This is a genomic window from Klebsiella sp. HMSC09D12, from assembly GCF_001808475.1.
GTDB classification, from domain to species: Bacteria; Pseudomonadota; Gammaproteobacteria; order Enterobacterales; family Enterobacteriaceae; genus Klebsiella; species Klebsiella oxytoca.
Map to the genome: position 1 here is coordinate 18,511 of NZ_KV793462.1, position 24,984 is coordinate 43,494.

Here is a 24,984-nt window from a genome sequence, read left to right on the forward strand (position 1 = left end):
GGTCGCGAGTTCGAGTCTCGTTTCCCGCTCCAAATTTCTTCTTATACCTGATTTATCCACAGCGCAATCACGCGCCGCGGATGATTTTCGTCCTGTCCAGAAAATACTGTGAACAGACTTATCCACAGGTTAATCTTTTGCCTTAATCCCGAAAAATACTTCACTATGTAAATAGTATTTATCTATATTGTTGAAATATAAGAATAAAATTTCATTTCAAAGTGTTAACTCGATCGCTTGACGAACGTCTGCATGTTGAAACGCAATGTGTTTTTATTTTTATTCACACCCTGTGAATGAATCAGGCGTCGCGCGGTAACCCTTTTTCAACCACCCTGACCAGCCGTAGCTTTTTCGGTAGTTGCACCTCAATCACATTGGCATTTCTTTTTGCAATTTGCTGCGCAATCGCCCATTCGATATGTTCGTCGAGAAGTGGGTGCTCACCCCGGCGGCTTTCCAGCGCCTGCAGGTTCGCTTCATTCCAGGGCGCATTGCCCAACGCAACGGCGATATTACGCAGCCAGCGCAGATGACCAATACGGCGAATGGCCGATCCTTCCGTCACTTTTAAAAACCAGGGCTCGCTCCAGGCGAACAGTTCTACCAGCGCCGGGGCATGCAGCGCCTGACGCGGGCTGAAATCATCTTCATCGGTTAATTGCGCGAAGCGGTTCCACGGGCAAATCAGCTGGCAGTCATCACAGCCGTATATGCGGTTACCGATCAGCGGACGAAATTCTTCCGGAATAGCGCCTTCCAGTTCGATAGTCAGATAGGAGATACAGCGCCGGGCATCAACGGTATAGGGCTCGACGATGGCGCCGGTTGGGCAGATGGTCATGCAGGCAACGCAGCGTCCGCACTCTTCTTCAACGGGCTGGTCGACGGGAAGAGGGAGATCGATAAGCAATTCGCCGAGGAAAAAGAACGAGCCGGCATCGCGGCTAAGGATGAGTGAGTGCTTACCTGTCCATCCCAGCCCCGCTTTTTCGGCTAAAGGGCGTTCAAGAATCGGCGCGGAATCGACAAAAGGTCTAAAATTGAGCGAAGCACACTGCCCCTGAATCATCTCACCTAATTTTTTCAGGCGATTACGTAACAGCTTGTGATAGTCCCGTCCAAGGGCATAACGGCTAACGTAACCCAACGCGGGATCTTTCAGGGTTCGGGCGAAAGCGGCATTAGCGGGAAGATAGTTCATCCTGACGCTAATCACGCGGAGCGTACCGGGCTGGAGTTCATGAGGTCGCGCGCGCATCATGCCATGACGCGCCATCCACTCCATTTCGCCATGGTATTGTTTATCCAGCCACGCCTGCAGTTTAGGTTCGCTGGCGCTGAGATCGGTATCGGTAATACCGACCTGCTGGAACCCCAGCTCTGTGCCCCATTGTTTGATTTGCTGCGCTAACTGATTGAGATCGAGGGGCTGTGACATGATGGACCATACGATGACGAAAAACGCTGACAGTATACCACATATCATCTGGTCGGCGGATGCGCTACGGCGGGCGGAAAAAGAGGCGGCGGATGCCCTCGGGCTGACGTTATACGAGCTGATGCGTCGTGCGGGCGAAGCGGCTTTTGAACGGGCTTACGAGTACTATCCTGAAAACCGGTGCTGGCTGATTCTCTGCGGTCACGGCAATAACGGCGGCGACGGCTACGTGGTGGCTCGCCTGGCGCAGTCGCGAGGTATTCAGGTCACGCTGGTGGCGCTGGATAGCGAGAAGCCGCTGCCGAAAGAGGCCAGTACCGCGCGTGAAGAGTGGCTCAACGCCGGCGGTACGATTCATGCCGCCGACATCGCCTGGCCAGAAGATATCACGCTAATTATTGACGGCCTGCTCGGGACCGGATTACAGAGCGCTCCACGGGAAAACGTTGCGGAGCTTATCGCGCGCGTTAATGCCCATCCGGCGCCGGTTGTGGCGCTGGATATCCCCTCAGGTCTGAATGCGCAGACGGGGACAACGCCGGGTGCGGTTATCCAGGCCGCTCATACCATCACCTTTATCGCGCTTAAGCCCGGATTGCTGACCGGCAAGGCTCGCGATGTCGTTGGCCGCTTGCATCACCACGCCCTGGGGCTTGAGGGTTGGCTGGCAGGCCAGACGACGGCGCTTAGTCGCTTCGATGCCTCGCAGCTTGCCGACTGGCTACCGCCCAGACGCCCAACGTCGCACAAAGGCGACCACGGGAAGCTGGTCATTATCGGCGGCGAACCGGGTACGGCGGGAGCCATCCGCATGAGCGGCGAGGCGGCTCTGCGCGCGGGAGCTGGCTTGGTGCGAGTCCTGACTCACCGGGACAACATTGCGCCCATTCTGACCGCCAGGCCTGAACTGATGGTCCATGAGCTGACCTCCCGCTCTCTCGAAGAGAGTCTGCAATGGGCGGATGTCGTCGCGATTGGGCCGGGTCTGGGGCAGGGCGAGTGGGGTAAAAATGCGCTGCGCCAGGTGGAGAATTTTCGCAAACCGATGGTCTGGGATGCGGATGCGCTGAACCTGCTGGCAATCAATCCCGATAAACGTCACAATCGCGTGCTGACGCCGCATCCCGGCGAAGCCGCTCGTCTGCTGAACGTGAGTGCGGCAGAAATTGAAAGCGATCGCTTACATTCTGCACAACGTCTGGTAAAACGTTATGGCGGCGTCGTTGTGCTGAAAGGCGCAGGTACGATCGTGGCGAGTGACGCTGGCGAGACGGGTATTATCGATGCCGGCAACGCCGGAATGGCCAGCGGCGGAATGGGCGATGTCCTGACCGGCATAATTGCTGCGTTGTTAGGCCAGCAGCTGACGCCGTATGATGCCGCCTGTGCCGGATGCGTTGCTCATGGCGAAGCCGCCGATCGTCTGGCGGCCAGATACGGCACCCGCGGCATGCTGGCGACCGATCTTTTTTCCACGCTCAGGCGTGTTGTTAACCCGGATGTGATTGACGTAGACCATGATTAATCGAGTGATTCCTTTACCCGACGAGCAGGCAACTCTCAGCCTTGGCAACCGCGTAGCGCAGGCATGCACTGGCGCGACGGTCATCTATTTGTACGGCGATTTAGGGGCGGGTAAGACGACCTTTAGCCGCGGTTTCCTTCAGGCTCTCGGTCACCGCGGCAACGTTAAAAGCCCGACCTATACCCTTGTCGAGCCTTATAGTCTCGATAAGTTGATGGTCTATCACTTCGATCTCTATCGCCTGGCGGACCCTGAAGAGCTCGAGTTTATGGGGATCCGCGATTATTTTACCGACGACGCCATCTGCCTGGTGGAATGGCCGCAGCAGGGTACAGGCGTACTGCCGGAACCGGATGTTGAAATTCACCTTGAATATCAGGCTCAAGGGCGTGAGGCGCGCGTAACTGCGGTCTCCTCATTGGGTGAGTCTTTATTGGCGCGTTTGGCTAATTAGCCTGAAGGACGACGGGATGATGTATCGCTTAACCAGTTGGCTGACCGCCGCACTGATGCTGTTCAGCATTCAGGCCACTGCGGCAAGTTTATCCGATATCCAGGTCTCAAATGGCGATCGGCAGGCCCGTATTACCATAAGTTTTATCGGCGACCCTGAATATTCGTTTAGCCCGCAGGGCAAACGCACCGTCGCGCTGGATATCAAACAGAGCGGCGTACTCCAGGGCTTGCCGCTGCAGTTTAGCGGCAATAATCTGGTAAAAAGCATTCGTTCCGGAGCGCCGCAGGATACCCAGTCGCTGCGTCTGTTGGTGGATTTAACCGCCGACGGCAAAACGCGCGCGGTGAAACAGCAGAACGGTTCTAACTATACCGTGGTGTTTACGATTAATGCCGATGAACCGCCTCCGCCTCCGCCACCGCGTGTCGTGGTGAAACAGGCAGAACGGCCCGTGGCGCAGCCCGTGCGTCCGAGCGAGCCGGCGCGCAACCCGTTTAAAGCCGATAACGACCGCCTGACTGCGGTGACCAGTACGACCAGCGTAACGCGTCCTGCGGCACGTACCGTTTCTAGCGACGATAAAGTGATTATCGCCATTGATGCCGGTCACGGTGGCCAGGATCCGGGAGCGATTGGTCCGAACGGCACTAAAGAGAAGAATGTGACCATTGCTATTGCGCGTAAGCTCCGCGCGCTGCTGAATGCCGATCCTCAGTTCAAACCCGTGCTGACGCGCGACGGCGATTATTTCATTTCAGTAATGGGGCGTTCTGACGTCGCGCGTAAGCAAAACGCCAATTTCCTTGTCTCGATTCACGCCGACGCTGCACCGAATCGCGATGCTACCGGAGCATCGGTTTGGGTGCTTTCCAACCGTCGCGCGAACAGCGAAATGGCCGGCTGGCTCGAGCAACATGAGAAACAATCCGAACTGCTGGGCGGTGCAGGCGATGTGCTGGCCAACAGCCAGTCGGACCCTTACCTGAGCCAGGCGGTGCTGGATTTACAGTTCGGCCATTCCCAGCGCGTCGGGTATGATGTGGCGACTAACGTGCTGAGCCAGCTGCAGCGGATCGGCGATTTACATAAGCGTCGTCCTGAACATGCCAGCCTCGGCGTACTGCGCTCGCCGGATATCCCGTCAATCCTGGTGGAAACGGGGTTTATCAGTAATAACGGCGAAGAGCGGCTGCTGGGCAGCGATGCTTATCAACAGCAGGTCGCAGAGGCCATTTATAACGGTCTGCGTAACTACTTTATGCAACATCCTCTACAATCCGCGCCGCGCGGGGCAGCCGCGCAGACTGCCAGCGCAGGTTCGTCAGATGGGACGCTGTTAAATTAAGGAGACGGCCATGCCGATTCAGGTTCTACCGCCGCAGCTCGCCAACCAGATTGCCGCAGGTGAAGTGGTGGAACGACCGGCGTCGGTGGTTAAAGAGCTGGTGGAAAATAGCCTCGATGCCGGGGCGACGCGCATCGATATTGATATTGAGCGCGGCGGCGCGAAGTTAATCCGCATCCGCGATAACGGCTGCGGCATTAAAAAAGACGAGCTGGCGCTGGCGCTGGCTCGCCACGCGACCAGTAAAATTGCTTCGCTTGATGATCTTGAAGCGATAATTAGCCTCGGTTTTCGCGGCGAAGCCCTGGCCAGTATCAGCTCAGTCGCTCGCCTGACGTTGACCTCGCGTACCGAGGATCAGCAGGAGGCCTGGCAGGCCTATGCCGAAGGACGCGATCAGGCAGTAACCGTGAAGCCGGCGGCCCACCCGGTGGGTACGACGCTGGAAGTACTAGATCTGTTTTATAACACCCCCGCCCGGCGCAAGTTTATGCGCACTGAGAAAACCGAGTTTGGCCATATCGACGAGATCGTACGGCGCATCGCGCTGGCGCGCTTTGACGTGACCATTAACCTCAGCCACAACGGAAAGGCCGTGCGCCAGTACCGGGCGGTATCGCAGGATGGCCAGCGCGAACGGCGTCTGGGCGCAATCTGCGGTTTGCCGTTTCTCGAACATGCTCTGGCTATCGAGTGGCAGCACGGCGACCTGACCCTCAGCGGCTGGGTGGCCGATCCTCTGCATACCAATCCGACGCTGGCGGAGATTCAGTATTGCTATGTCAACGGACGGATGATGCGCGATCGCCTGATTAATCACGCGATCCGTCAGGCCTGCGAAGACAAATTGGGCGCCGATCAGCAGCCCGCTTTTGTGCTGTACCTGAAGATAGACCCGCATCAGGTGGATGTGAACGTGCACCCGGCCAAGCATGAGGTGCGTTTTCATCAGTCGCGCCTGGTGCACGATTTTATCTATCAAGGCGTGCTAAGCGTTCTGCAGCAGCAGCTGAACGCTCCTCTGGCAGAAGAGGGCGCAGAACCCGCGTCGCGTCAGGTACCTGAAAACCGCATTGCGGCAGGCGGCAATCATTTTGCCCAGCCCGCCGTCGCGCGTGAAACCGCCGCTCCCCGTTATCGTGACGAGCCCGTCGCGCCGCGCTTTAATACCAGCACCGGCGGCTCGCGAGAATCCGCTGCCACGGGGTCATCTGGCGGAGCCGGCTGGCCGCATGCGCAGCCAGGTTATCAAAAACAGCAGGGGGCGCTCTATCGCCAACTGCTGGATACTCCGGCCGCGGAGCGAAAACCAAAATCTCCTGCGCCGGTAGCGGAAGGCCTGGCAGGCCATAGCCAAAGTTTTGGCCGCGTGCTGACGATCGTCGATAACGACTGTGCGCTGCTGGAGCGCGACGGTAAGCTTGCGCTGCTGGCCCTGCCGGTTGCCGAGCGCTGGCTACGCCAGGCGCAGCTAACGCCGGGCGCGGAGGCGGTCTGTGCCCAGCCGCTGCTTATCCCGCTGCGGATAAAAGTGTCCGGGGCGGAAAAGGACGCGCTTGAGCAGGCGCAGTCGGCGCTGGCAGAAGTCGGTATTGAACTGCAGTCCGATGCGCACTACGTGACGATCCGCGCAGTGCCTTTACCCTTAAGACAACAAAATTTACAAATCTTGATTCCTGAACTGATAGGCTACCTGGCGCAGCAAAAAACATGCGACGCCGACAATATTGCTCAGTGGATAGCGCGTAATCTGGCGAGCGAACATGCGCAGTGGAATATGGCGCAGGCGATTGCCGTCCTGGCGGATATCGAGCGTTTATGTCCGCAGCTGGTTAAAGCGCCGCCGGGTGGCCTGTTACAACCTGTTGATTTACATTCGGCGATGAATGCCCTGAAAGATGAGTGATGTAACCGAGGCAAGCCTGCCTAAGGCAATATTTTTAATGGGCCCGACGGCCTCTGGTAAAACCGCATTGGCTATCGCCCTGCGTAAAGTTTTGCCAGTAGAGTTGATTAGCGTTGATTCAGCCCTAATCTATCGAGAGATGGATATCGGTACGGCCAAGCCCGATGCCGCGGAGCTGAGCGCTGCGCCGCATCGCCTGCTGGATATTCTGGACCCGGCCGAGGCTTATTCCGCGGCGGATTTCCGTCGCGATGCGCTGGCAGAGATGGCTGATATCGTTGCGGCCGGGCGTATTCCGCTACTGGTTGGCGGAACAATGTTGTATTTCAAAGCGTTGCTGGAAGGATTGTCGCCTTTGCCTTCGGCAGATCCGCAGGTCAGAGCGCGGATTGAGCAACAGGCCGCAGAGCAGGGATGGAACGCGTTACACCAGCAGCTACAGGAAATAGATCCCGTTGCCGCAGCGCGTATTCATCCAAATGATCCGCAAAGACTTTCCCGAGCACTGGAAGTTTTTTTCATTTCGGGTAAAACTTTAACGGAGCTGACGCAAACGTCAGGTGATGCTCTGCCGTATAAGGTGCACCAGTTCGCCATCGCCCCGGCGAGCCGTGAACTGCTCCATCAGCGCATAGAACAGCGTTTTCATCAGATGTTGGCTTCAGGTTTTGAAGCAGAAGTGCGGGCGCTTTTTGCCCGGGGAGATTTGCATACGGATATGCCTTCCATTCGTTGTGTCGGATATCGCCAGATGTGGTCTTACCTTAATGGCGAGATCCCGTATGATGAAATGGTTTATCGAGGTGTTTGCGCCACGAGACAGTTAGCTAAACGTCAGGTTACCTGGCTGCGCGGTTGGGAAGGTATTCACTGGTTAGACAGTGAACAACCTGAACAAGCGTTCAACAAAGTATTACAGGTTGTTGGTGCTAGCCTGGACTGAACGTGTACAATTGAACGGTATCGTGCGTAATTTTTAAGAATCGTAAGGTTCTGAGTACAAAACAAGCATACATATAAGGAAAAGAGAGAATGGCTAAGGGGCAATCTTTACAAGATCCGTTCCTGAACGCTTTGCGTCGGGAACGTGTTCCGGTTTCTATTTATTTGGTGAATGGTATTAAGCTGCAAGGGCAAATTGAGTCTTTCGATCAGTTCGTGATCCTGTTGAAAAACACGGTCAGCCAGATGGTCTATAAGCACGCAATTTCTACCGTTGTCCCGTCTCGCCCGGTGTCACACCACAGCAACAATGCTGGCGGCGGTACTAACAACTATCACCACGGTGGTGGTGCGCAGGGTTCTTCTGCACCGCAGCAAGACAGCGAAGACGCCGAATAAGGCAGATGCTGTTTTTCCACGTCGGGGAGCCAGGTTTTCTGCGTTCCCCGCTGGTATTTTATAAGGGGTTTACGCTTGTTTGACCGTTATGATGCCGGTGAGCAGGCGGTACTGGTACACATCTATTTTTCGCAAGACAAAGATATGGAAGATCTCCAGGAGTTTGAAACTCTGGCCTCTTCCGCCGGTGTCGAAGCAATGCAGGTGATTACCGGTAGCCGTAAAGCACCGCACCCGAAGTATTTTGTTGGTGAAGGTAAAGCTGTCGAAATTGCGGAAGCCGTAAAAGCGACCGGTGCATCGGTCGTGCTCTTCGATCATGCCCTGAGTCCGGCGCAGGAACGAAATCTCGAACGCTTATGCGAATGTCGGGTTATCGATCGCACCGGCCTGATTTTAGATATTTTTGCCCAACGAGCGCGTACCCACGAAGGGAAACTGCAGGTTGAGCTGGCGCAGCTGCGCCACATGGCGACTCGCCTCGTTCGCGGCTGGACCCACCTTGAAAGACAGAAAGGCGGGATTGGTTTGCGCGGCCCGGGTGAAACCCAGCTCGAAACTGACCGCCGATTGCTGCGTAACCGTATTATGCAGATCCTGTCGCGACTGGAAAAAGTTGAAAAACAGCGCGAGCAAGGACGGCGGTCACGGGCCAAAGCCGATATACCCACCGTGTCGTTGGTCGGTTATACCAACGCCGGTAAATCCACGCTGTTCAATCAGATAACTGAAGCTGAGGTCTATGCAGCGAACCAGCTGTTCGCCACTCTGGATCCGACGCTGCGCCGCATCGATGTCCCTGATGTTGGTGAAACCGTGCTGGCGGATACCGTAGGTTTCATTCGTCATCTGCCGCACGATCTGGTGGCCGCGTTTAAAGCGACTCTCCAGGAGACGCGCCAGGCGACGCTGCTGCTGCATGTCATTGATGCGGCGGATGTTCGCGTGCAGGAAAATATTGACGCAGTAAATACGGTACTCGCGGAAATCGAGGCCGATGAGATCCCGGCGCTGCTGGTCATGAATAAAATCGACATGCTGGATGATTTTGAGCCGCGTATCGATCGGGATGAAGAAAACAAACCGATTCGGGTCTGGCTTTCCGCCCAGACCGGGGTTGGCGTACCGCTGCTTTTTCAGGCTTTGACGGAACGGCTCTCTGGTGAAGTGGCTCAGCATACGCTGCGCCTGCCGCCGCAGGAAGGCCGGTTGAGAAGCCGATTCTATCAGCTTCAGGCGATAGAGAAAGAGTGGATGGAGGATGACGGTAGCGTTGGTCTGCAGGTGCGCATGCCGATCGTTGACTGGCGTCGCCTCTGTAAACAAGAGCCAGCGCTGGTTGAATACGTGATTTGACCTTGCAGCTTGCCTGAAGATATTAACCCCTGTGGGGATATCAAAAACAAATATGGAGCATATACATGGCGTGGAATCAGCCCGGTAATAACGGACAGGACCGCGACCCGTGGGGAAGCAGCAATAACCAAGGCGGCAACTCTGGGGGAAATGGCAACAAAGGTGGTCGCGAGCAGGGACCTCCCGATCTGGATGATATCTTCCGTAAGCTAAGTAAAAAACTTGGCGGCCTGGGCGGCGGGAAAGGTGGACTGGGCGGCGGTAGCGGCTCACAGGGACCACGCGGGCCTATGGGCGGACGTATCGTCGGCATCGTTGCCGCCGCTGCGGTTATTATCTGGGCAGCCAGCGGTTTCTATACCATTAAAGAAGCTGAACGTGGCGTCGTCACTCGCTTTGGTAAATTTAGCCATCTGGTTGAGCCTGGCCTTAACTGGAAACCCACCTTCATTGATAACGTTCAGGCGGTTAACGTTGAGTCGGTGCGCGAACTGGCGGCCTCCGGCGTCATGCTGACGTCAGACGAAAACGTCGTGCGCGTTGAGATGAACGTACAGTACCGCGTGACCGACCCGGAACGCTATCTGTTTAGCGTGACCAGCGCTGACGACAGCCTGCGTCAGGCAACCGACAGCGCGCTGCGTGGCGTTATTGGTAAATACACGATGGACCGTATCCTGACCGAAGGGCGTACCGTCATTCGTAGCGATACCCAGCGTGAGCTGGAAGAGACGATTCGTCCGTATAACATGGGTATCACCCTGCTGGACGTCAACTTCCAGACGGCGCGTCCGCCGGAGGAAGTGAAAGCCGCATTTGATGATGCGATTGCCGCACGTGAAAACGAACAGCAGTACATTCGTGAAGCGGAAGCTTACACCAACGAAGTTCAGCCACGGGCTAACGGTCAGGCGCAGCGTATCCTTGAAGAGGCTCGTGCGTACAAGACCCAGACCGTTCTTGAAGCGCAGGGTGAAGTGGCTCGCTTTGCAAAAATTCTGCCTGAGTATAAAGCGGCTCCGGAAATCACCCGCGAGCGTCTGTATATCGAAACCATGGAAAAAGTGCTGAGCCATACTCGCAAAGTGCTGGTTAACGATAAGGGGAGCAACCTGATGGTTCTGCCTCTGGATCAGATGCTGAAAGGCGCTGGCGCGCCAGCGGCAAAGAGTGATAGCAGTGGCGCAAGCGATCTGCTGCGTCTGCCGCCTGCATCCAGCTCAAGCAGCGCCAGTAACGCTTCTACCTCTACGGGAGGCACCATTATGGACCAACGCCGCGCCAACGCGCAGCGTAACGACTACCAGCGTCAGGGGGAATAACGATGCGTAAATCTGTTATCGCGATAATTGTCATCGTGCTGGTGGTGCTCTATATGTCCATCTTTGTTGTCAAAGAGGGCGAGCGCGGTATCACGCTGCGTTTTGGTAAAGTTCTGCGCGACGATGAAAACAAACCGCTGGTGTATGCGCCTGGCCTTCACTTCAAGATTCCATTTATTGAATCCGTGAAGATGCTCGATGCGCGTATTCAGACGATGGACAATCAGGCCGACCGCTTTGTTACCAAAGAGAAAAAGGACCTGATCGTTGACTCCTATATCAAGTGGCGCATCAGCGACTTTAGCCGTTACTACCTGGCTACCGGCGGCGGTGACGTCTCCCAGGCCGAAGTACTGTTGAAGCGTAAATTCTCCGACCGTCTGCGTTCTGAAATTGGTCGTCTGGATGTGAAAGACATCGTGACCGACTCCCGCGGTCGTTTGACCCTGGAAGTGCGCGATGCCCTGAACTCAGGCTCTGCGGGCACAGAAGATGAAGTCAGTACGCCGGCTGCCGATGATGCAATTGCCAAAGCGGCGGAGCGAGTTGAAGCAGAAACGAACGGTAAGGTTCAGGTGATCAACCCGAACAGTATGGCGGCGCTGGGTATTGAAGTCGTCGACGTTCGTATTAAGCAGATCAACCTGCCTGCTGAAGTGTCTGAAGCGATCTACAACCGTATGCGCGCTGAGCGTGAAGCGGTAGCTCGTCGCCATCGCTCACAGGGCCAGGAAGAAGCTGAAAAACTGCGCGCGACTGCGGACTATGAAGTCACCAAAACGCTGGCGGAAGCCGAGCGCCAGGGGCGTATCCTGCGCGGTGAAGGCGATGCGGAATCCGCAAAACTGTTTGCTGATGCATTCAGTCAGGATCCAGGATTCTACGCCTTTATCCGTAGCCTGCGTGCGTACGAGAACAGCTTCAAGAGCAATCAGGACGTGATGGTTCTCAGTCCGGACAGTGATTTCTTCCGCTATATGAAATCTCCAGCGGCAGCGACTCGCTGATAAGCAATGAGTATGCAAAAAGGCGTCCATCAGGGCGCCTTTTTTACATGATGAAAGCGATTAATTACCGCGGTGTTTTTTATTCAATGAACGCACGGATGCTACGTTTTGCGAGAATGCTTCATTTATAAAACCAGCGCTTAATTCATTATCTTCGTTTCTGGGGTTAGTACGCTAATCGATCATTGAAATTAAGAAAAAACAGGTTGTTATGTATTTCGTTTCATAAAGCCGGTTCATAACATTGATGAAATAGCGGAGAATGTGAAGTGAGTGCAACTCAACGCGAGTGAGCGACTGGTGCTGTACTGGCTGCATTTAAATAAAGGTGAATAATGAACTCAACAATCTGGTTGGCACTGGCGCTGGTTTTAGTACTTGAAGGGCTTGGACCGCTGCTTTATCCCCGCGCATGGCGCCGTATGGTCGCCACGATGAGCCAGCTACCGGATAATTTATTACGCCGCTTTGGCGGGGGACTTGTGGTTGCCGGCATCGTCATCTACTACATGTTGAGGAAAACGATTGGCTGAGCGCAAAGTAGACTAATTTACCGTCTTTTGAGTGCAAAAAGTGCTGTAACTCTGAAAAAGCGATGGTAGAATCCATTTTTAAGCAAACGGTGATTTTGAAAAATGGGTAACAACGTCGTCGTACTGGGCACCCAATGGGGTGACGAAGGTAAAGGGAAGATCGTCGATCTCCTGACTGAACGGGCTAAATATGTTGTGCGCTATCAGGGCGGTCACAACGCCGGCCATACTCTCGTAATCAACGGTGAAAAAACCGTCCTCCATCTCATTCCATCAGGAATTCTTCGTGAGAATGTCACCAGCATCATCGGTAACGGTGTGGTGCTGTCTCCGGCTGCGCTGATGAAAGAGATGAAAGGTCTGGAAGACCGTGGTATCCCTGTTCGCGAGCGTCTGCTGCTTTCTGAAGCTTGTCCGCTTATCCTCGAATATCATGTTGCGCTGGATGTTGCGCGTGAGAAAGCGCGCGGCGCGAAAGCTATCGGTACGACCGGTCGCGGTATCGGCCCGGCTTACGAAGATAAAGTGGCTCGCCGCGGTCTGCGCGTTGGCGATCTGTTTGATAAAGCTACCTTCGCTGACAAACTGAAAGAGGTGATGGAATATCACAACTTCCAGCTGGTGAATTTCTATAAAGCTGAAGCGGTTGATTACCAGAAAGTTCTGGATGACGTGATGGCGATTGCCGACATCCTGACCTCCATGGTGGTTGATGTTTCCGATCTGCTTGACCAGGCGCGTAAGCGTGGCGATTTCGTCATGTTTGAAGGCGCGCAGGGTACGCTGCTTGATATCGACCACGGTACCTATCCATACGTAACGTCTTCCAACACCACCGCAGGTGGCGTGGCGACCGGCTCCGGTTTGGGCCCGCGTTATGTTGATTACGTTCTGGGTATTATCAAAGCCTACTCTACTCGCGTAGGCGCAGGCCCGTTCCCGACTGAGCTGTTTGATGAAACCGGCGAGTTCCTGTGTAAACAGGGTAACGAGTTTGGCGCCACCACCGGCCGTCGTCGTCGTACCGGTTGGCTGGATGCCGTTGCGGTACGTCGTGCGGTGCAGATTAACTCCCTGTCTGGTTTCTGCCTGACTAAGCTTGACGTCCTGGACGGCCTGAAAGAAGTTAAAATCTGCGTTGCCTACCGTATGCCGGATGGCCGTGAAGTGACCACCACTCCGCTGGCTGCCGACAACTGGGAAGGTATTGAGCCGGTTTATGAAACAATGCCGGGCTGGTCTGAAACCACCTTCGGTGTGAAAGAGCGCAGCGGTCTGCCGCAGGCAGCGCTGAACTACATCGCCCGCATTGAAGAGCTGACCGGCGTACCGGTTGATATTATCTCTACCGGTCCTGACCGTACCGAGACGATGATTCTGCGCGATCCTTTCGACGCATAATTATCTCCAGGGGCGCCGTTCAGGCGCCTCTTGTTTTTGCTGTTCGCCCGCCCCATTTAAATAAATTAGCGGCCTGAGCGCTGGCTGGTTTATCATCAATAGTAATTACGTCTACCGACGCACTCTGTTTTTCTTTTCCCTGAGGTTGATTGTGCAGTTAACGAGTTTCACTGATTACGGACTACGCGCGCTGATTTATATGGCGTCGCTGCCGGATGGAAGAATGACCAGTATCTCCGAAGTGACGGAGGTTTACGGCGTTTCCCGTAATCATATGGTTAAGATAATCAATCAGCTGAGCCGCGTGGGTTATGTGACGGCGGTTCGGGGAAAGAACGGCGGAATTCGTCTGGGGAAACCGGCAAATATGATTCGCGTGGGTGATGTGGTTCGCGATCTGGAGCCGCTCTCTTTAGTCAACTGCAGCAGTGAATTTTGCCATATTACGCCCGCCTGTCGTCTGAAACAGGCGCTTGCTGAAGCCGCGCAAAGTTTTCTCAAGGAACTGGATAACTACACGCTGGCCGATTTGGTTGAAAAGAATCAACCGCTTTATAAATTATTACTGGTGGAGTGACGTAAACTTCACTGGAGATGACAACGGAGGAACCGACATGTCACAAGATCCTTTCCTGGACCGCGAATCTGAAAAATACGCTAATCCAATCCCGAGCCGGGAATTTATCCTCGATCATTTAGCAAAACGTGAAAAACCGGCCAGCCGAGATGAGCTGGCAATTGAGCTGAATATTGAAGGCGAAGAACAACAAGAAGCATTGCGCCGCAGACTGCGCGCAATGGAACGCGATGGTCAACTGGTCTTTACGCGTCGTCAGTGCTATGCGCTGCCGGAACGTCTCGATCTGCTAAAGGGGACCGTTATTGGCCACCGCGACGGTTATGGCTTCCTGCGCGTTGAAGGCCGTAAAGATGACCTTTATTTGTCGTCCGAGCAGATGAAAACCTGCATTCACGGCGATCAGGTACTGGCGCAGCCGTTAGGCGCCGACCGTAAAGGCCGCCGGGAAGCGCGTATCGTCCGCGTGCTGGTGCCCAAAACCAGCCAGATTGTGGGCCGCTACTTTACCGAAGCGGGCGTAGGCTTCGTTGTGCCTGATGATAGCCGCTTGAGCTTCGATATCCTGATTCCTCCCGAAGAGATCATGGGCGCGAGGATGGGCTTTGTAGTGGTGGTTGAGCTGACCCAGCGTCCAACCCGGCGCACCAAAGCGGTCGGCAAAATTGTTGAGGTCCTCGGCGACAACATGGGTACCGGCATGGCGGTCGATATGGCTCTGCGCACCCATGAAATCCCCTACGTCTGGCCGCCAGCAGTAGAAAAACAGGTTGCTGGCCTGAAAGAGCAGGTACCGGAAGAAGCGAAAGCCGGTCGCGTGGATTTGCGTAATCTGCCGCTGGTTACTATTGATGGCGAAGATGCCCGTGACTTTGATGATGCCGTGTACTGCGAGAAGAAACGCGGCGGCGGCTGGCGTCTGTGGGTGGCGATTGCCGATGTGAGCTACTACGTGCGTCCTGGTACGCCGCTGGATGGCGAGGCGCGCAGCCGCGGCACCTCGGTCTACTTCCCGTCGCAGGTCGTTCCCATGCTGCCTGAAGTACTCTCTAACGGCCTGTGCTCACTGAATCCTCAGGTCGACAGACTCTGTATGGTTTGTGAAATGACGATTTCGGCTAAGGGTCGTCTCACCGGCTTCAAATTCTACGAAGCGGTGATGAGCTCTCATGCCCGTCTGACCTATACCAAAGTCTGGCATATGCTGCAGGGCGATCGGGATCTGCGTGAGCAGTACGCGCCTTTGGTCAAGCACATTGAAGAGCTACACAACCTCTACAAAGTGCTGGACGGCGCGCGTGAAGAGCGTGGCGGTATCTCATTTGAGAGTGAAGAAGCTAAATTCATCTTTAATGCTGAACGTCGTATTGAACGTATTGAGCAGACTCAGCGTAACGACGCGCACAAGCTGATTGAAGAGTGCATGATCCTGGCGAACATTTCCGCGGCGCGCTTCGTTGAGAAGGCCGAGGAGCCGGCGCTGTTCCGTATCCATGACAAACCAAGCACCGAAGCGATTACCGCATTCCGTTCGGTTCTTGCAGAGCTGGGGCTTGAGCTGCCTGGCGGCAACAAGCCGGAGCCGCGCGACTATGCGCAATTACTGGAGTCTATCGCCGACCGTCCTGACGCTGAGATGCTGCAAACTATGCTGCTGCGCTCGATGAAACAGGCAGTATACGATCCGGAAAACCGCGGCCACTTTGGTCTGGCGCTGCAATCTTACGCTCACTTTACTTCGCCGATTCGCCGCTATCCTGACCTGTCGCTGCATCGCGCGATCAAGTATTTACTGGCGAAAGAGCAAGGGCATAAAGGTAATAGCACTGAGACCGGCGGCTGGCACTACAGCATGGATGAGATGCTGCAACTGGGGGCGCACTGTTCGATGACCGAGCGCCGTGCTGATGAAGCGACGCGCGATGTCTCGGACTGGTTGAAGTGTGATTTCATGTTGGATCAGGTCGGTAACGTCTTTAAGGGCGTGATTGCCAGCGTGACCGGCTTTGGTTTCTTCGTACGTCTTAATGAACTATTTATCGATGGTCTGGTGCACGTCTCTTCCCTTGATAACGATTACTACCGTTTCGACCAGGTAGGACAGCGTCTGATCGGTGAATCCGGCGGTCAAACCTATCGTCTGGGCGATCGCGTTGAAGTACGCGTTGAAGCGGTGAATATGGATGAGCGTAAAATTGATTTCTCGCTTATCTCCAGCGAGCGCGCCCCGCGCAACGTCGGTAAGACCGAGCGTGAAAAGGCGAAGAAAGGGGCGGCAGGTAAAGCTTCCGGACGTCGCCGCCAGGCTGGTAAGCAGGTAAACTTCGAGCCGGATAGCGCATTCCGTAAACCGAAAGGTCAATCCCAGCCGAAGGCCGCTCAGCCAAAAGGCGAGAAGAAAGCGAAGAAGCCGTCGGCGAAAACCCAAAAGATAGCTGCTGCGACCAAAGCCAGGCGCGCGGCGAAAAAGAAAATAGCTGAGTAATGAGATTTCCTTTACCCTGGCTTCTTGCGTTATTCCGCAGTGGTCGGGGTGAAGGGAACTGATAACAGAACCTAAAACGAGTAGATAAATGAGTGAAATGATTTACGGCATCCACGCGGTGCAGGCACTGCTGGAGCGCGCACCTGAGCGTTTTCAGGAAGTCTTTATTCTGAAAGGCCGTGAGGATAAGCGCCTTATGCCGCTGATCCATGCTCTGGAAGCACAGGGCGTAGTGATTCAGGTCGCCAGCCGCCAGTTTCTCGATGAGAAAAGCGAAGGCGCCGTTCATCAGGGAATTATTGCCCGCGTGAAGCCCGGACGTCAGTATCAGGAGAACGATCTGCCGGATCTGATCGCTTCTCTCGATCAGCCATTCTTTTTGATCCTCGACGGCGTGACCGATCCGCACAACCTCGGCGCCTGTTTGCGTAGCGCTGATGCTGCAGGCGTACATGCGGTGATTGTGCCCAAAGATCGCTCCGCGCAGCTGAATGCCACGGCGAAAAAAGTCGCCTGCGGCGCGGCGGAGAACGTTCCGCTCATTCGCGTCACCAACCTGGCACGCACCATGCGTCTGCTGCAGGAAGAGAACGTCTGGATCGTCGGTACCGCGGGTGAAGCCGACCATACGCTGTTCCAGAGCAAGATGACCGGTTCGCTGGCGCTGGTGATGGGCGCGGAAGGTGAAGGCATGCGACGCCTGACCCGCGAGCACTGCGACGAATTGATCAGCATTCCGATGGCCGGCAGCGTCTCGTCGCTGAACGTATCGGTCGCCACCGGGATTTGCCTGTTTGAAGCGGTGCGTCAGCGCAGCTAATCTCTTCTTCCTGTATAAGCCATTCTCCGGGATGGCTTATCTTCGTCTTGCCTGTTCATCTTCTCGTTCCGTCTGACGGGCGATTTCCAGACCTCTTTCCACATAGTTCAATAGCTGGCTTAAGGATAACGCCTCTCCTAGTTCATCTCCCGTTTGCTCGATGAATTTAAGCTGCGCGCCCCGATTTTTTAATATCTTGATGAGATTGAGAAAATTTCCAACGGGATTCTGCTCTTCAAGGATATCGTCGCAAATTTTGCTTTCATCAAATGAGGTAACGTAGCCCGAAGCGTTCAGGTTCTGCTTGATGGCGTTAATCGCCAGATGGGGTAGATGCCGACGGATAAGCGGAATATAGGTCAGTGCGTTTTCCCGATCTTCAATAATTAAATGAATCATGAAATTCCCTTTCAGATTGTGAGAGAACTTTATAACAGAGTTCTCTGACGGAAAGTGCGCCGTTGTCCATACTTATCGGCAGAGCCATTGAAGGAGGGAAACATCATGCACTGGCAAACTCATACCGTATTTAATCAACCCGCGCCGCTGTGTAACAGCAACTTATTCCTGTCCGATACCGCCCTGCGTGAAGCCGTTGTCCGCGAAGGCGCGGGCTGGGATGGCGATCTGCTGGCGAGTATTGGCCAACAGCTGGGGACGGCAGAATCGCTGGAGCTGGGGCGTCTGGCTAACGGTAATCCGCCGGAACTATTGCGCTATGATGCGACGGGATCGCGGCTTGACGATGTTCGTTTCCATCCCGCCTGGCATCTGCTGATGCAAGGATTATGCGCTAACCGGGTGCATAACCTTGCCTGGCAGGATGACGCTCGCGAAGGCGCCTTCGTTGCCCGCGCTGCCCGCTTTATGCTGCATGCGCAGGTCGAGGCGGGAACCCTGTGCCCCGTCACGATGACCTTTGCCGCTATTCCATTGCTGCAGCGCTCCTTACCCGGGGCTTTTAGCGACTGGCTATCGCCGCTCCTAAGCGATCGCTACGATCCGCATCTGGCGCCGGGTAACCAGAAGCGAGGGCTGCTTATCGGAATGGGGATGACGGAAAAGCAGGGGGGATCCGATGTCCTGAGCAACACGACGCGTGCGGAAAAAACCGCCGAAGGCTTTTATCATCTTATCGGTCATAAATGGTTTTTCTCGGTACCGCAGAGCGATGCTCATCTGGTGCTGGCGCAGGCGCCGGCGGGACTCTCTTGCTTTTTTGTCCCGCGCCTGCTGCCGGACGGTCAGCGTAACGGCGTACGCCTGGAAAGGCTGAAAGATAAATTAGGTAACCGCGCGAACGCCAGTAGCGAGGTTGAGTTTTACAATGCTTGCGGCTGGCCGATCGGGGAAGAGGGCGATGGCATCCGTCAGATTCTTAAGATGGGGGGCCTGACCCGCTTTGACTGCGCGCTGGGCAGCCATGCGCTGATGCGCCGAGCTTATTCAGTCGCCCTGTATCATGCTCTGCAGCGCCAGGCATTTGGCAAAAATCTGGTCGATCAACCGATGATGCGTCAGGTTCTGGGGCAAATGGCGCTGCGGCTGGAAGGGCAAACCGCCTTTCTGTTCCGCCTGGCGCGTGCCTGGGACAGACGCGGTGATGCGCAGGAAGCGCTGTGGGCAAGGCTTTTCACGCCCGCGGCAAAATTTGCGGTCTGCAAATCCGGGATCGCCTTCGTCGCTGAAGCGATGGAGGTGCTGGGGGGATCGGGCTATTGCGAAGAGAGTGAACTACCGCGTTTGTACCGCGAAATGCCGGTAAACAGTATCTGGGAAGGTTCCGCTAATATTATGTGCCTGGACGTGATGCGTGTACTGATGAAGCAGCCGGCGGCGCTTGAACTACTGGCGGCGGAGTGCGCGGAAGTGAAAGGGCAAAACCGTCATTTCGATCGCGCATGGCGGCAGTTGCAGCAATGGTTGCGGCGACCTGTGGAAGCGCAGGGGCGGGAAATTACCCGGCTGGTCTATAGGCTGGGCGCTGGCGCGCAGGTATTACGCGTTGCTTCACCGCCGTTGGCGGAAGCCTGGTGCCGTATGATGCTCGACACGCGCGGCGGCATGCGTCTGGACGAGCAGACGCTGGACGACTTGCTGCTACGGGCAATGGGGCGTGGACGTCAGGCGCCTCAGGCATAGAGAATGGCCTGTACCCGCCAGTTATCCGGCTGCTGCTCTTCGTACATCTGGACGATGCGATACCAGGACGCGCCCTGCTCATCGGCCTGCAAGGCGATAGCATGTTCAACGTCCTGCTGGCTGCCGGAAATATTGTTAACGCAAATCAGGCCAATTTCGTTCAGGCCAGTCACGCAGTCAGCGCTGGCAAACTCCGCTGACTGCGCGGAGGTATTGGCCGTGACGGTGGTCAACATCAGGCTGGGTAGGGAAAAATTTCGTTTCATCGTCAGCTCCATTTCACATAGTCCTGAGGGCAGTCCGTTGCTAACGTTCTGCCAGGTTACAGCTGGCCGAACGTTATTATGCACAGGAGAACGTGAATGGGCGCAAAGCAGTGTAAAGCTGGCTTAAAGATTGACCGCTATTTACGGTACAAAATCGCCTGCGAATACCACTGGCCGGGAACCATGGTGTCATCAATCATAATGATGACGTAGTAATCCGCCTTAGCTGCTTCAGCTTTGACTTTTAGCGCAGCCTCGACATCCATCGGTGAGCCGTACTTTAAGACACTCACCGTGCCCATCTTCTGCAAGCCCATCGTCTGATTACGTTGGATCTCTTGCGGATGGTCGGTTGCTGGCGGCGGCGCTTCTGGCGTCCCTTGTAGCGCACTACAGCCGCTTAAAGCGATAGCCAATAGCCAGGGTATAAACCTACGCATAGCCATATCTCGTTTCCTGATAGTCATAGTGTAGTGGTAGCCTGAATCTCATTTCTGGGGAATGTTCCCAAATTGTTATCCGGTACGCGATTTTCGAATGAAAATATCGTGAAAGCGTAATCTGGTTCTCAAGATTATGAATCATGTGCGAACAAGAGACTCGAGTAATAACATAGCACCACACCACTATAGAGAAAGGAGACGGTAAATGATTGCACTAGAAATGCGTAACCTTGCGGGTGGGGAAGTTCTCCATGCGTGCCCGCACGGCGCTGCGGATTCACCGCTGCCTTGCATCGTCTTTTATCATGGATTTACCTCTTCTAAGCTAGTCTACAGCTACTTTGCCGTTGCTCTGGCAGAGGCCGGGTTTCGGGTCATTATGCCCGATGCGGCCGAACACGGTGCGCGCTATCAGGGAGATGAACAAGGGCGGATGCAGCGCTTCTGGCCGATCCTGATGCAAAATTTTGCTGAATTTCCGGCATTACAGGAGGCGATTCGTGCGCAGGGATGGCTTGCTGACGATAGGCTGGCGGTTGCCGGAGCATCGATGGGCGGAATGACGGCGCTGGGGATAATGACCCATCATCCAGAGCTGAAAAGCGTTGCCTGCCTGATGGGGTCTGGCTATTTCAGTACGCTCTCGCAGAGGCTTTTCCCTTCGCCTTCATTTGATGCAGCGCAGCTGGCGGATTGGGACGTCAGCCAGCAGCTGGCGACGCTTGCCAGTCGGCCGCTGCTGCTCTGGCACGGCGATGAAGATGATGTGGTGCCTCCGGAAGAGACCTTCCGTCTGCAGCAGGCGCTGCGGCAACATGAAATGACCGATAAGTTAACCTGCCTCTGGCAGAAGGGCGTCCGTCACCGCATTACGCCAGAGGCGTTAGCGGCGACGGTGGCGTTTTTTCAACGCCATCTTTAAACGCGAATCACCTGAACGCCCTGATCCTCAAGCTGCTTGAGGATCGCTTCATCCGCCTGTTTTCCGGTAATCACCAGGTCGATTTGCCCGGCCTGGCTAAACAGCATTCCGGCGCGTTCGCCAACTTTACTGCTGTCGACCAGTACCGCGAGTTTACCGACGACGTTAAGCATTTTTTGCTCCGCCATCGCTGTCAGCATATCGGTTTTATATAGCCCTTCGGCGGTGAGACCTTTGCCGCTGGTAAACATCCAGTGCCCGGCGTACAGGCTGTTTTCGCTGCCCTGCGGGCTCAGGGTGATGGAGTGGCTGCGGTTATACTGTCCGCCCATAATGATGACGCTGTCGTGTTCCTGATCGATCAGGTAATTGGCCAGCGGCAAATAGTTCGTGATGATCTGTACCGGTTTTCCGCACAGCTCTTGCCCAAGCAGGAAGGCGGTAGAGCCGCAGTTGATAACAATACTTTCGCCGGGGTTGACCAGTTGCGAAGCCGCACGTGCAATCCGCACTTTCTCGTCGTGGTTTTGCGCCTGGTGAATATTCATTGGTGACCAGCGCGGGCGCTGCTCGCTGATGGCTTCCGCGCCGTTGCGGACTTTTTTTAGTTTGCCGCTGTCGTCGAGCTTATTGATATCGCGCCGTGCCGTCGCCGGAGAAATTCCCAGTCGGGAAATCACCTGCTCCACGGTGACAAATCCCGTTTGTGCCAGCAAATCCAGTAAAATTTGATGTCTTTGCGCTTCCGTCATGAGCAAATCCGATTAAAAGTGATAAGCAAAGATGATATTTGAAATCAGGTGAAAATACTAATGCTGACGGGGATAATTTCCGGCGGGGGCTCCCGCCGGAGATGCCTTAGAGGAAGGACTTAAAGGGGAGGTCCGGTTCCATGGTGAAGCAATCGTCGAATCCGCGAGGATAGTGGTATTCGAAGTTGTCTTTATCCAGCGGCCAGGTGAACTTCCCGCCGACCTGCCAGATAAATGGCTTAAAGCCATACTTCAGGCGGTCTTTTTTCATTTCCCACAGAACGCGGATCTCCTGCGGATCGGCCTGGAAATTTGACCAGATATCGTGATGGAAAGGGATCACCACTTTGGTATTCAGCGACTCGGCCATGCGCAGGATATCGGCGCTGGTCATTTTGTCGGTAATGCCGCGCGGGTTCTCGCCATAGGAGCCCAGAGCCACGTCGATTTGGTGCTCGTTCCCGTGCTTCGCGTAGTAGTTAGAGTAGTGAGAATCGCCGCTGTGGTACAGGTTGCCGCCCGGCGTTTTAAACAAGTAGTTCACCGCGCGCTGATCCATCCCATCCGGCAGCACGCCCGCGGCTTTTTGTTCCGCGGGTAAGGTGATCAGGGCGGTACGGTCAAAGGCGTCGAGCGCGTGGATTTCAATATCTTTGATTTTAACCACATCGCCCGGTTTCATCACTATGCAGCGTTCTTTCGGAACGCCCCAGCCCATCCACAGATCGACGCAGGTTTGCGGGCCGATAAACGGTACGTCTTCGGCGCAGTTCTGCATGACCGCGGCGGCTACGTTCACATCAATATGATCGTTATGATCGTGGGTAGACAGCACGGCGTCGATCTGGCGAATGGCGAACGGATCGAGGACAAACGGAGTGGTCCGCAGGTTTGGCTGGAGCTTCTTCACACCCGCCATGCGCTGCATCTGGTGGCCCGTTTTCATCAGCGGGTTGCCGTGGCTTTGCTTGCCGGTGCCGCACCAGAAGTCGACGCAGATATTGGCTCCGCCTTCGGATTTTAGCCAGATGCCCGTACAACCCAACCACCACATGGCAAAGGTGCCCGGCGCCACCTGCTCTTGCTCAATCTCTTCGTTCAGCCAGCTGCCCCATTCCGGAAAAGTGTTCAGGATCCATGATTCGCGGGTGATGGTTTGCACTTTACTCATTTATTTTCCCCTCACATATTATCAAAAGTAATCACGTTGTGATTTGTTTTGAAGAATACTGGCATCGTTTGTTCAGGATTGCAATCCTGAATTTTGCCTGTTCTGGGGGCAATCCTAAGGGGTAAACGGAGGTTAAGACAGATTTTATGATATAAGTGGAATTATATTTTATTGATTTTAATGTGTTATTTTTTATTTTATGAAAATGAGAATTAATACGATAGCGGATTGTGTGATTATTTGCGGCGTGCGTCACATTTAATCAAATATAATCTTGTTGTGATTATTTTTGATTATTAGAGTGATCCCAACAACAAACCCTGAGCGTAGCGTGCGTTCAGAGCGTCCACCTTCTGGAGTGTGTTATGGAGATTCTCTACCACATCTTTACCGTGTTCTTTAACCAGGTAATGACTAACGCCCCGCTACTGCTGGGGATTGTGACCTGCCTGGGCTATATCCTGCTGCGTAAAAGCGCCAGCGTTATTGTTAAAGGGACGATTAAAACTATTATCGGTTTTATGCTGTTGCAGGCCGGCTCCGGCATTCTGACCAGCACCTTTAAGCCGGTAGTGGCGAAAATGTCTGAGGTTTATGGCATTAACGGGGCTATCTCCGATACCTACGCATCAATGATGGCCACGATCGAACGCATGGGAGACGCCTACAGCTGGGTGGGCTATGCCGTGCTGTTAGCTCTGGCGTTGAATATTTGTTACGTCCTGCTGCGGCGTATTACCGGTATTCGCACCATCATGCTGACCGGGCACATCATGTTCCAGCAGGCTGGGTTGATTGCCGTCTCTTTTTACATATTCGGCTACCCGATGTGGACGACCATCATCTGTACGGCGGTGCTGGTATCGCTCTATTGGGGCATTACCTCGAACATGATGTACAAGCCGACCCAGGAAGTGACCGACGGCTGCGGCTTCTCCATCGGTCACCAGCAGCAGTTCGCTTCATGGATTGCTTACAAGGTCGCTCCGTATCTGGGTAAAAAAGAGGAGAGCGTTGAAGATCTTAAGCTGCCGGGCTGGCTGAACATCTTTCACGACAACATCGTCTCCACGGCCATTGTGATGACCATTTTCTTCGGCGCGATCCTGCTCTCCTTCGGCATCGATACCGTACAGGCGATGGCGGGCAATACCCACTGGACGGTCTATATCCTGCAAACGGGCTTCTCGTTCGCCGTGGCTATTTTCATTATCACCCAGGGCGTGCGCATGTTCGTCGCCGAACTTTCCGAGGCGTTCAACGGTATCTCCCAGCGCCTGATTCCCGGCGCCGTGCTAGCCATTGACTGTGCGGCGATCTATAGCTTTGCGCCAAACGCCGTCGTCTGGGGCTTTATGTGGGGCACCATCGGCCAGCTGATCGCCGTCGGTATTCTGGTGGGCGTCGGCTCTTCCATTCTGATTATTCCGGGCTTTATCCCGATGTTCTTCTCGAACGCCACCATCGGCGTCTTTGCTAACCACTTTGGCGGCTGGCGCGCGGCGCTCAAGATTTGCCTGGTGATGGGAATGATTGAAATCTTTGGCTGCGTCTGGGCGGTGAAGCTGACCGGCATGAGCGCCTGGATGGGCATGGCGGACTGGTCAATTCTGGCGCCGCCGATGATGCAGGGCTTCGCCTCCATCGGTATCGCGTTTATGGCCGTCATCATCATTATTGCACTGGCTTATATGTTCTTCGCAGGGCGCACGCTGCGTGCTGAAGAGGACGCGGAAAAACAACTGGCAGATGCTTCTGCTCAATAAGGAGTT

The 24,984-nt window shown here is 54.9% G+C and carries 23 protein-coding genes and 1 tRNA gene (1 of these 24 only partly in view); 18 read left to right on the forward strand and 6 right to left on the reverse strand.

Translation table 11 applies throughout. The annotated features are described in order from the left end of the window. A tRNA-OTHER gene (locus tag HMPREF3178_RS09915) sits at positions 1-32 on the forward strand; it begins 52 nt to the left of the window's first position. Between the two features lie 269 nt (positions 33-301). Here HMPREF3178_RS09915 and queG read toward each other — a convergent pair. Then, complete coding sequence (gene queG, locus HMPREF3178_RS09920) at positions 302-1,441, reverse strand: tRNA epoxyqueuosine(34) reductase QueG (protein WP_004109161.1); 1,140 nt, start codon at positions 1,439-1,441, stop codon at positions 302-304. A gap of 13 nt (positions 1,442-1,454) precedes the next feature. On the opposite strand from queG, the gene nnr reads away from it, so the two are divergent. The 14 genes from nnr (at position 1,455) to rlmB (ending at position 17,516) form a co-directional block, all read left to right on the forward strand. Beyond that, a complete protein-coding gene (gene nnr, locus HMPREF3178_RS09925) occupies positions 1,455-2,966 on the forward strand; it encodes a bifunctional ADP-dependent NAD(P)H-hydrate dehydratase/NAD(P)H-hydrate epimerase (RefSeq protein ID WP_162098319.1) in 1,512 nt (503 codons plus the stop codon). Continuing rightward, positions 2,959-3,420: a tRNA (adenosine(37)-N6)-threonylcarbamoyltransferase complex ATPase subunit type 1 TsaE gene (gene tsaE, locus HMPREF3178_RS09930; RefSeq protein WP_004109155.1), complete on the forward strand. Its 462-nt coding sequence runs from the start codon at positions 2,959-2,961 to the stop codon at positions 3,418-3,420. Before nnr ends, tsaE begins: the two co-directional genes overlap by 8 nt. 16 nt (positions 3,421-3,436) lie before the next feature. Further along, positions 3,437-4,768, forward strand: a complete 1,332-nt coding sequence (gene amiB, locus HMPREF3178_RS09935; RefSeq protein ID WP_016809368.1) for an N-acetylmuramoyl-L-alanine amidase AmiB — start codon at positions 3,437-3,439, stop codon at positions 4,766-4,768. Positions 4,769-4,778: 10 nt separating this feature from the next. Continuing rightward, positions 4,779-6,674 carry a DNA mismatch repair endonuclease MutL gene (gene mutL, locus HMPREF3178_RS09940; RefSeq protein ID WP_017145086.1) on the forward strand — a complete coding sequence of 632 codons (1,896 nt, stop codon included), beginning with the start codon at positions 4,779-4,781 and terminating at the stop codon, positions 6,672-6,674. Next, complete coding sequence (miaA, locus tag HMPREF3178_RS09945) at positions 6,667-7,617, forward strand: tRNA (adenosine(37)-N6)-dimethylallyltransferase MiaA (RefSeq protein WP_017145085.1); 951 nt, start codon at positions 6,667-6,669, stop codon at positions 7,615-7,617. The genes mutL and miaA overlap by 8 nt, the downstream gene beginning before the upstream one ends. Positions 7,618-7,706: 89 nt before the next feature. Then, the gene (gene hfq / locus HMPREF3178_RS09950) at positions 7,707-8,015 is read left to right on the forward strand and encodes an RNA chaperone Hfq (protein WP_004097968.1); all 309 of its coding nucleotides are present in this window, start codon (positions 7,707-7,709) and stop codon (positions 8,013-8,015) included. Positions 8,016-8,090: 75 nt separating this feature from the next. Next, positions 8,091-9,371 carry a ribosome rescue GTPase HflX gene (gene hflX / locus HMPREF3178_RS09955; protein ID WP_004109143.1) on the forward strand — a complete coding sequence of 427 codons (1,281 nt, stop codon included), beginning with the start codon at positions 8,091-8,093 and terminating at the stop codon, positions 9,369-9,371. Positions 9,372-9,436: 65 nt separating this feature from the next. Next, complete coding sequence (gene hflK, locus HMPREF3178_RS09960) at positions 9,437-10,693, forward strand: FtsH protease activity modulator HflK (RefSeq protein ID WP_004109140.1); 1,257 nt, start codon at positions 9,437-9,439, stop codon at positions 10,691-10,693. Positions 10,694-10,695: 2 nt separating this feature from the next. Continuing rightward, on the forward strand, positions 10,696-11,700 hold the full coding sequence (gene hflC / locus HMPREF3178_RS09965; protein WP_004109137.1) for a protease modulator HflC: 1,005 nt from the start codon (positions 10,696-10,698) through the stop codon (positions 11,698-11,700). A gap of 335 nt (positions 11,701-12,035) precedes the next feature. Then, positions 12,036-12,233: a DUF2065 domain-containing protein gene (locus HMPREF3178_RS09970; RefSeq protein ID WP_004097978.1), complete on the forward strand. Its 198-nt coding sequence runs from the start codon at positions 12,036-12,038 to the stop codon at positions 12,231-12,233. A 102-nt stretch (positions 12,234-12,335) separates the two neighbouring features. Next, positions 12,336-13,634 (forward strand): adenylosuccinate synthase, encoded by a 1,299-nt coding sequence (locus HMPREF3178_RS09975; RefSeq protein ID WP_004109135.1) that lies wholly within the window; start codon positions 12,336-12,338, stop codon positions 13,632-13,634. 151 nt (positions 13,635-13,785) lie between these two features. Next, positions 13,786-14,211, forward strand: a complete 426-nt coding sequence (gene nsrR, locus HMPREF3178_RS09980) for a nitric oxide-sensing transcriptional repressor NsrR (protein ID WP_004097980.1) — start codon at positions 13,786-13,788, stop codon at positions 14,209-14,211. 37 nt (positions 14,212-14,248) lie between these two features. Beyond that, positions 14,249-16,696: a ribonuclease R gene (rnr, locus tag HMPREF3178_RS09985; protein WP_016809365.1), complete on the forward strand. Its 2,448-nt coding sequence runs from the start codon at positions 14,249-14,251 to the stop codon at positions 16,694-16,696. A gap of 88 nt (positions 16,697-16,784) precedes the next feature. After that, positions 16,785-17,516, forward strand: coding sequence for a 23S rRNA (guanosine(2251)-2'-O)-methyltransferase RlmB (gene rlmB / locus HMPREF3178_RS09990; protein ID WP_004109129.1), 732 nt, complete (start codon positions 16,785-16,787; stop codon positions 17,514-17,516). Between the two features lie 36 nt (positions 17,517-17,552). On the opposite strand, the gene HMPREF3178_RS09995 is transcribed toward rlmB, so the two are convergent. Then, positions 17,553-17,915: a hypothetical protein gene (locus HMPREF3178_RS09995; protein ID WP_017145084.1), complete on the reverse strand. Its 363-nt coding sequence runs from the start codon at positions 17,913-17,915 to the stop codon at positions 17,553-17,555. A gap of 105 nt (positions 17,916-18,020) precedes the next feature. On the opposite strand from HMPREF3178_RS09995, the gene HMPREF3178_RS10000 reads away from it, so the two are divergent. Continuing rightward, the gene (locus tag HMPREF3178_RS10000; protein ID WP_017145083.1) at positions 18,021-19,658 is read left to right on the forward strand and encodes an isovaleryl-CoA dehydrogenase; all 1,638 of its coding nucleotides are present in this window, start codon (positions 18,021-18,023) and stop codon (positions 19,656-19,658) included. Here HMPREF3178_RS10000 and yjfN read toward each other — a convergent pair. Both yjfN and bsmA read right to left on the reverse strand, forming a co-directional pair. Next, the gene (gene yjfN, locus HMPREF3178_RS10005; RefSeq protein WP_026055994.1) at positions 19,649-19,924 is read right to left on the reverse strand and encodes a DUF1471 family protease activator YjfN; all 276 of its coding nucleotides are present in this window, start codon (positions 19,922-19,924) and stop codon (positions 19,649-19,651) included. The two genes, HMPREF3178_RS10000 and yjfN, sit on opposite strands and share 10 nt — an antisense overlap. Positions 19,925-20,061: 137 nt before the next feature. Continuing rightward, positions 20,062-20,370 carry a biofilm peroxide resistance protein BsmA gene (bsmA, locus tag HMPREF3178_RS10010; RefSeq protein ID WP_004109119.1) on the reverse strand — a complete coding sequence of 103 codons (309 nt, stop codon included), beginning with the start codon at positions 20,368-20,370 and terminating at the stop codon, positions 20,062-20,064. 202 nt (positions 20,371-20,572) lie between these two features. Between bsmA and yjfP the strand changes: the two genes are divergently transcribed. Further along, a complete protein-coding gene (gene yjfP / locus HMPREF3178_RS10015) occupies positions 20,573-21,289 on the forward strand; it encodes an esterase (RefSeq protein WP_004109116.1) in 717 nt (238 codons plus the stop codon). Here yjfP and ulaR read toward each other — a convergent pair. Both ulaR and ulaG read right to left on the reverse strand, forming a co-directional pair. Next, complete coding sequence (gene ulaR / locus HMPREF3178_RS10020; RefSeq protein ID WP_004109113.1) at positions 21,286-22,041, reverse strand: HTH-type transcriptional regulator UlaR; 756 nt, start codon at positions 22,039-22,041, stop codon at positions 21,286-21,288. The two genes, yjfP and ulaR, sit on opposite strands and share 4 nt — an antisense overlap. Positions 22,042-22,147: 106 nt before the next feature. Further along, a complete protein-coding gene (ulaG, locus tag HMPREF3178_RS10025; RefSeq protein WP_017145082.1) occupies positions 22,148-23,212 on the reverse strand; it encodes an L-ascorbate 6-phosphate lactonase in 1,065 nt (354 codons plus the stop codon). A gap of 365 nt (positions 23,213-23,577) precedes the next feature. Between ulaG and ulaA the strand changes: the two genes are divergently transcribed. Further along, the gene (gene ulaA / locus HMPREF3178_RS10030) at positions 23,578-24,978 is read left to right on the forward strand and encodes a PTS ascorbate transporter subunit IIC (protein WP_004109094.1); all 1,401 of its coding nucleotides are present in this window, start codon (positions 23,578-23,580) and stop codon (positions 24,976-24,978) included. Positions 24,979-24,984: the final 6 nt, after the last annotated feature.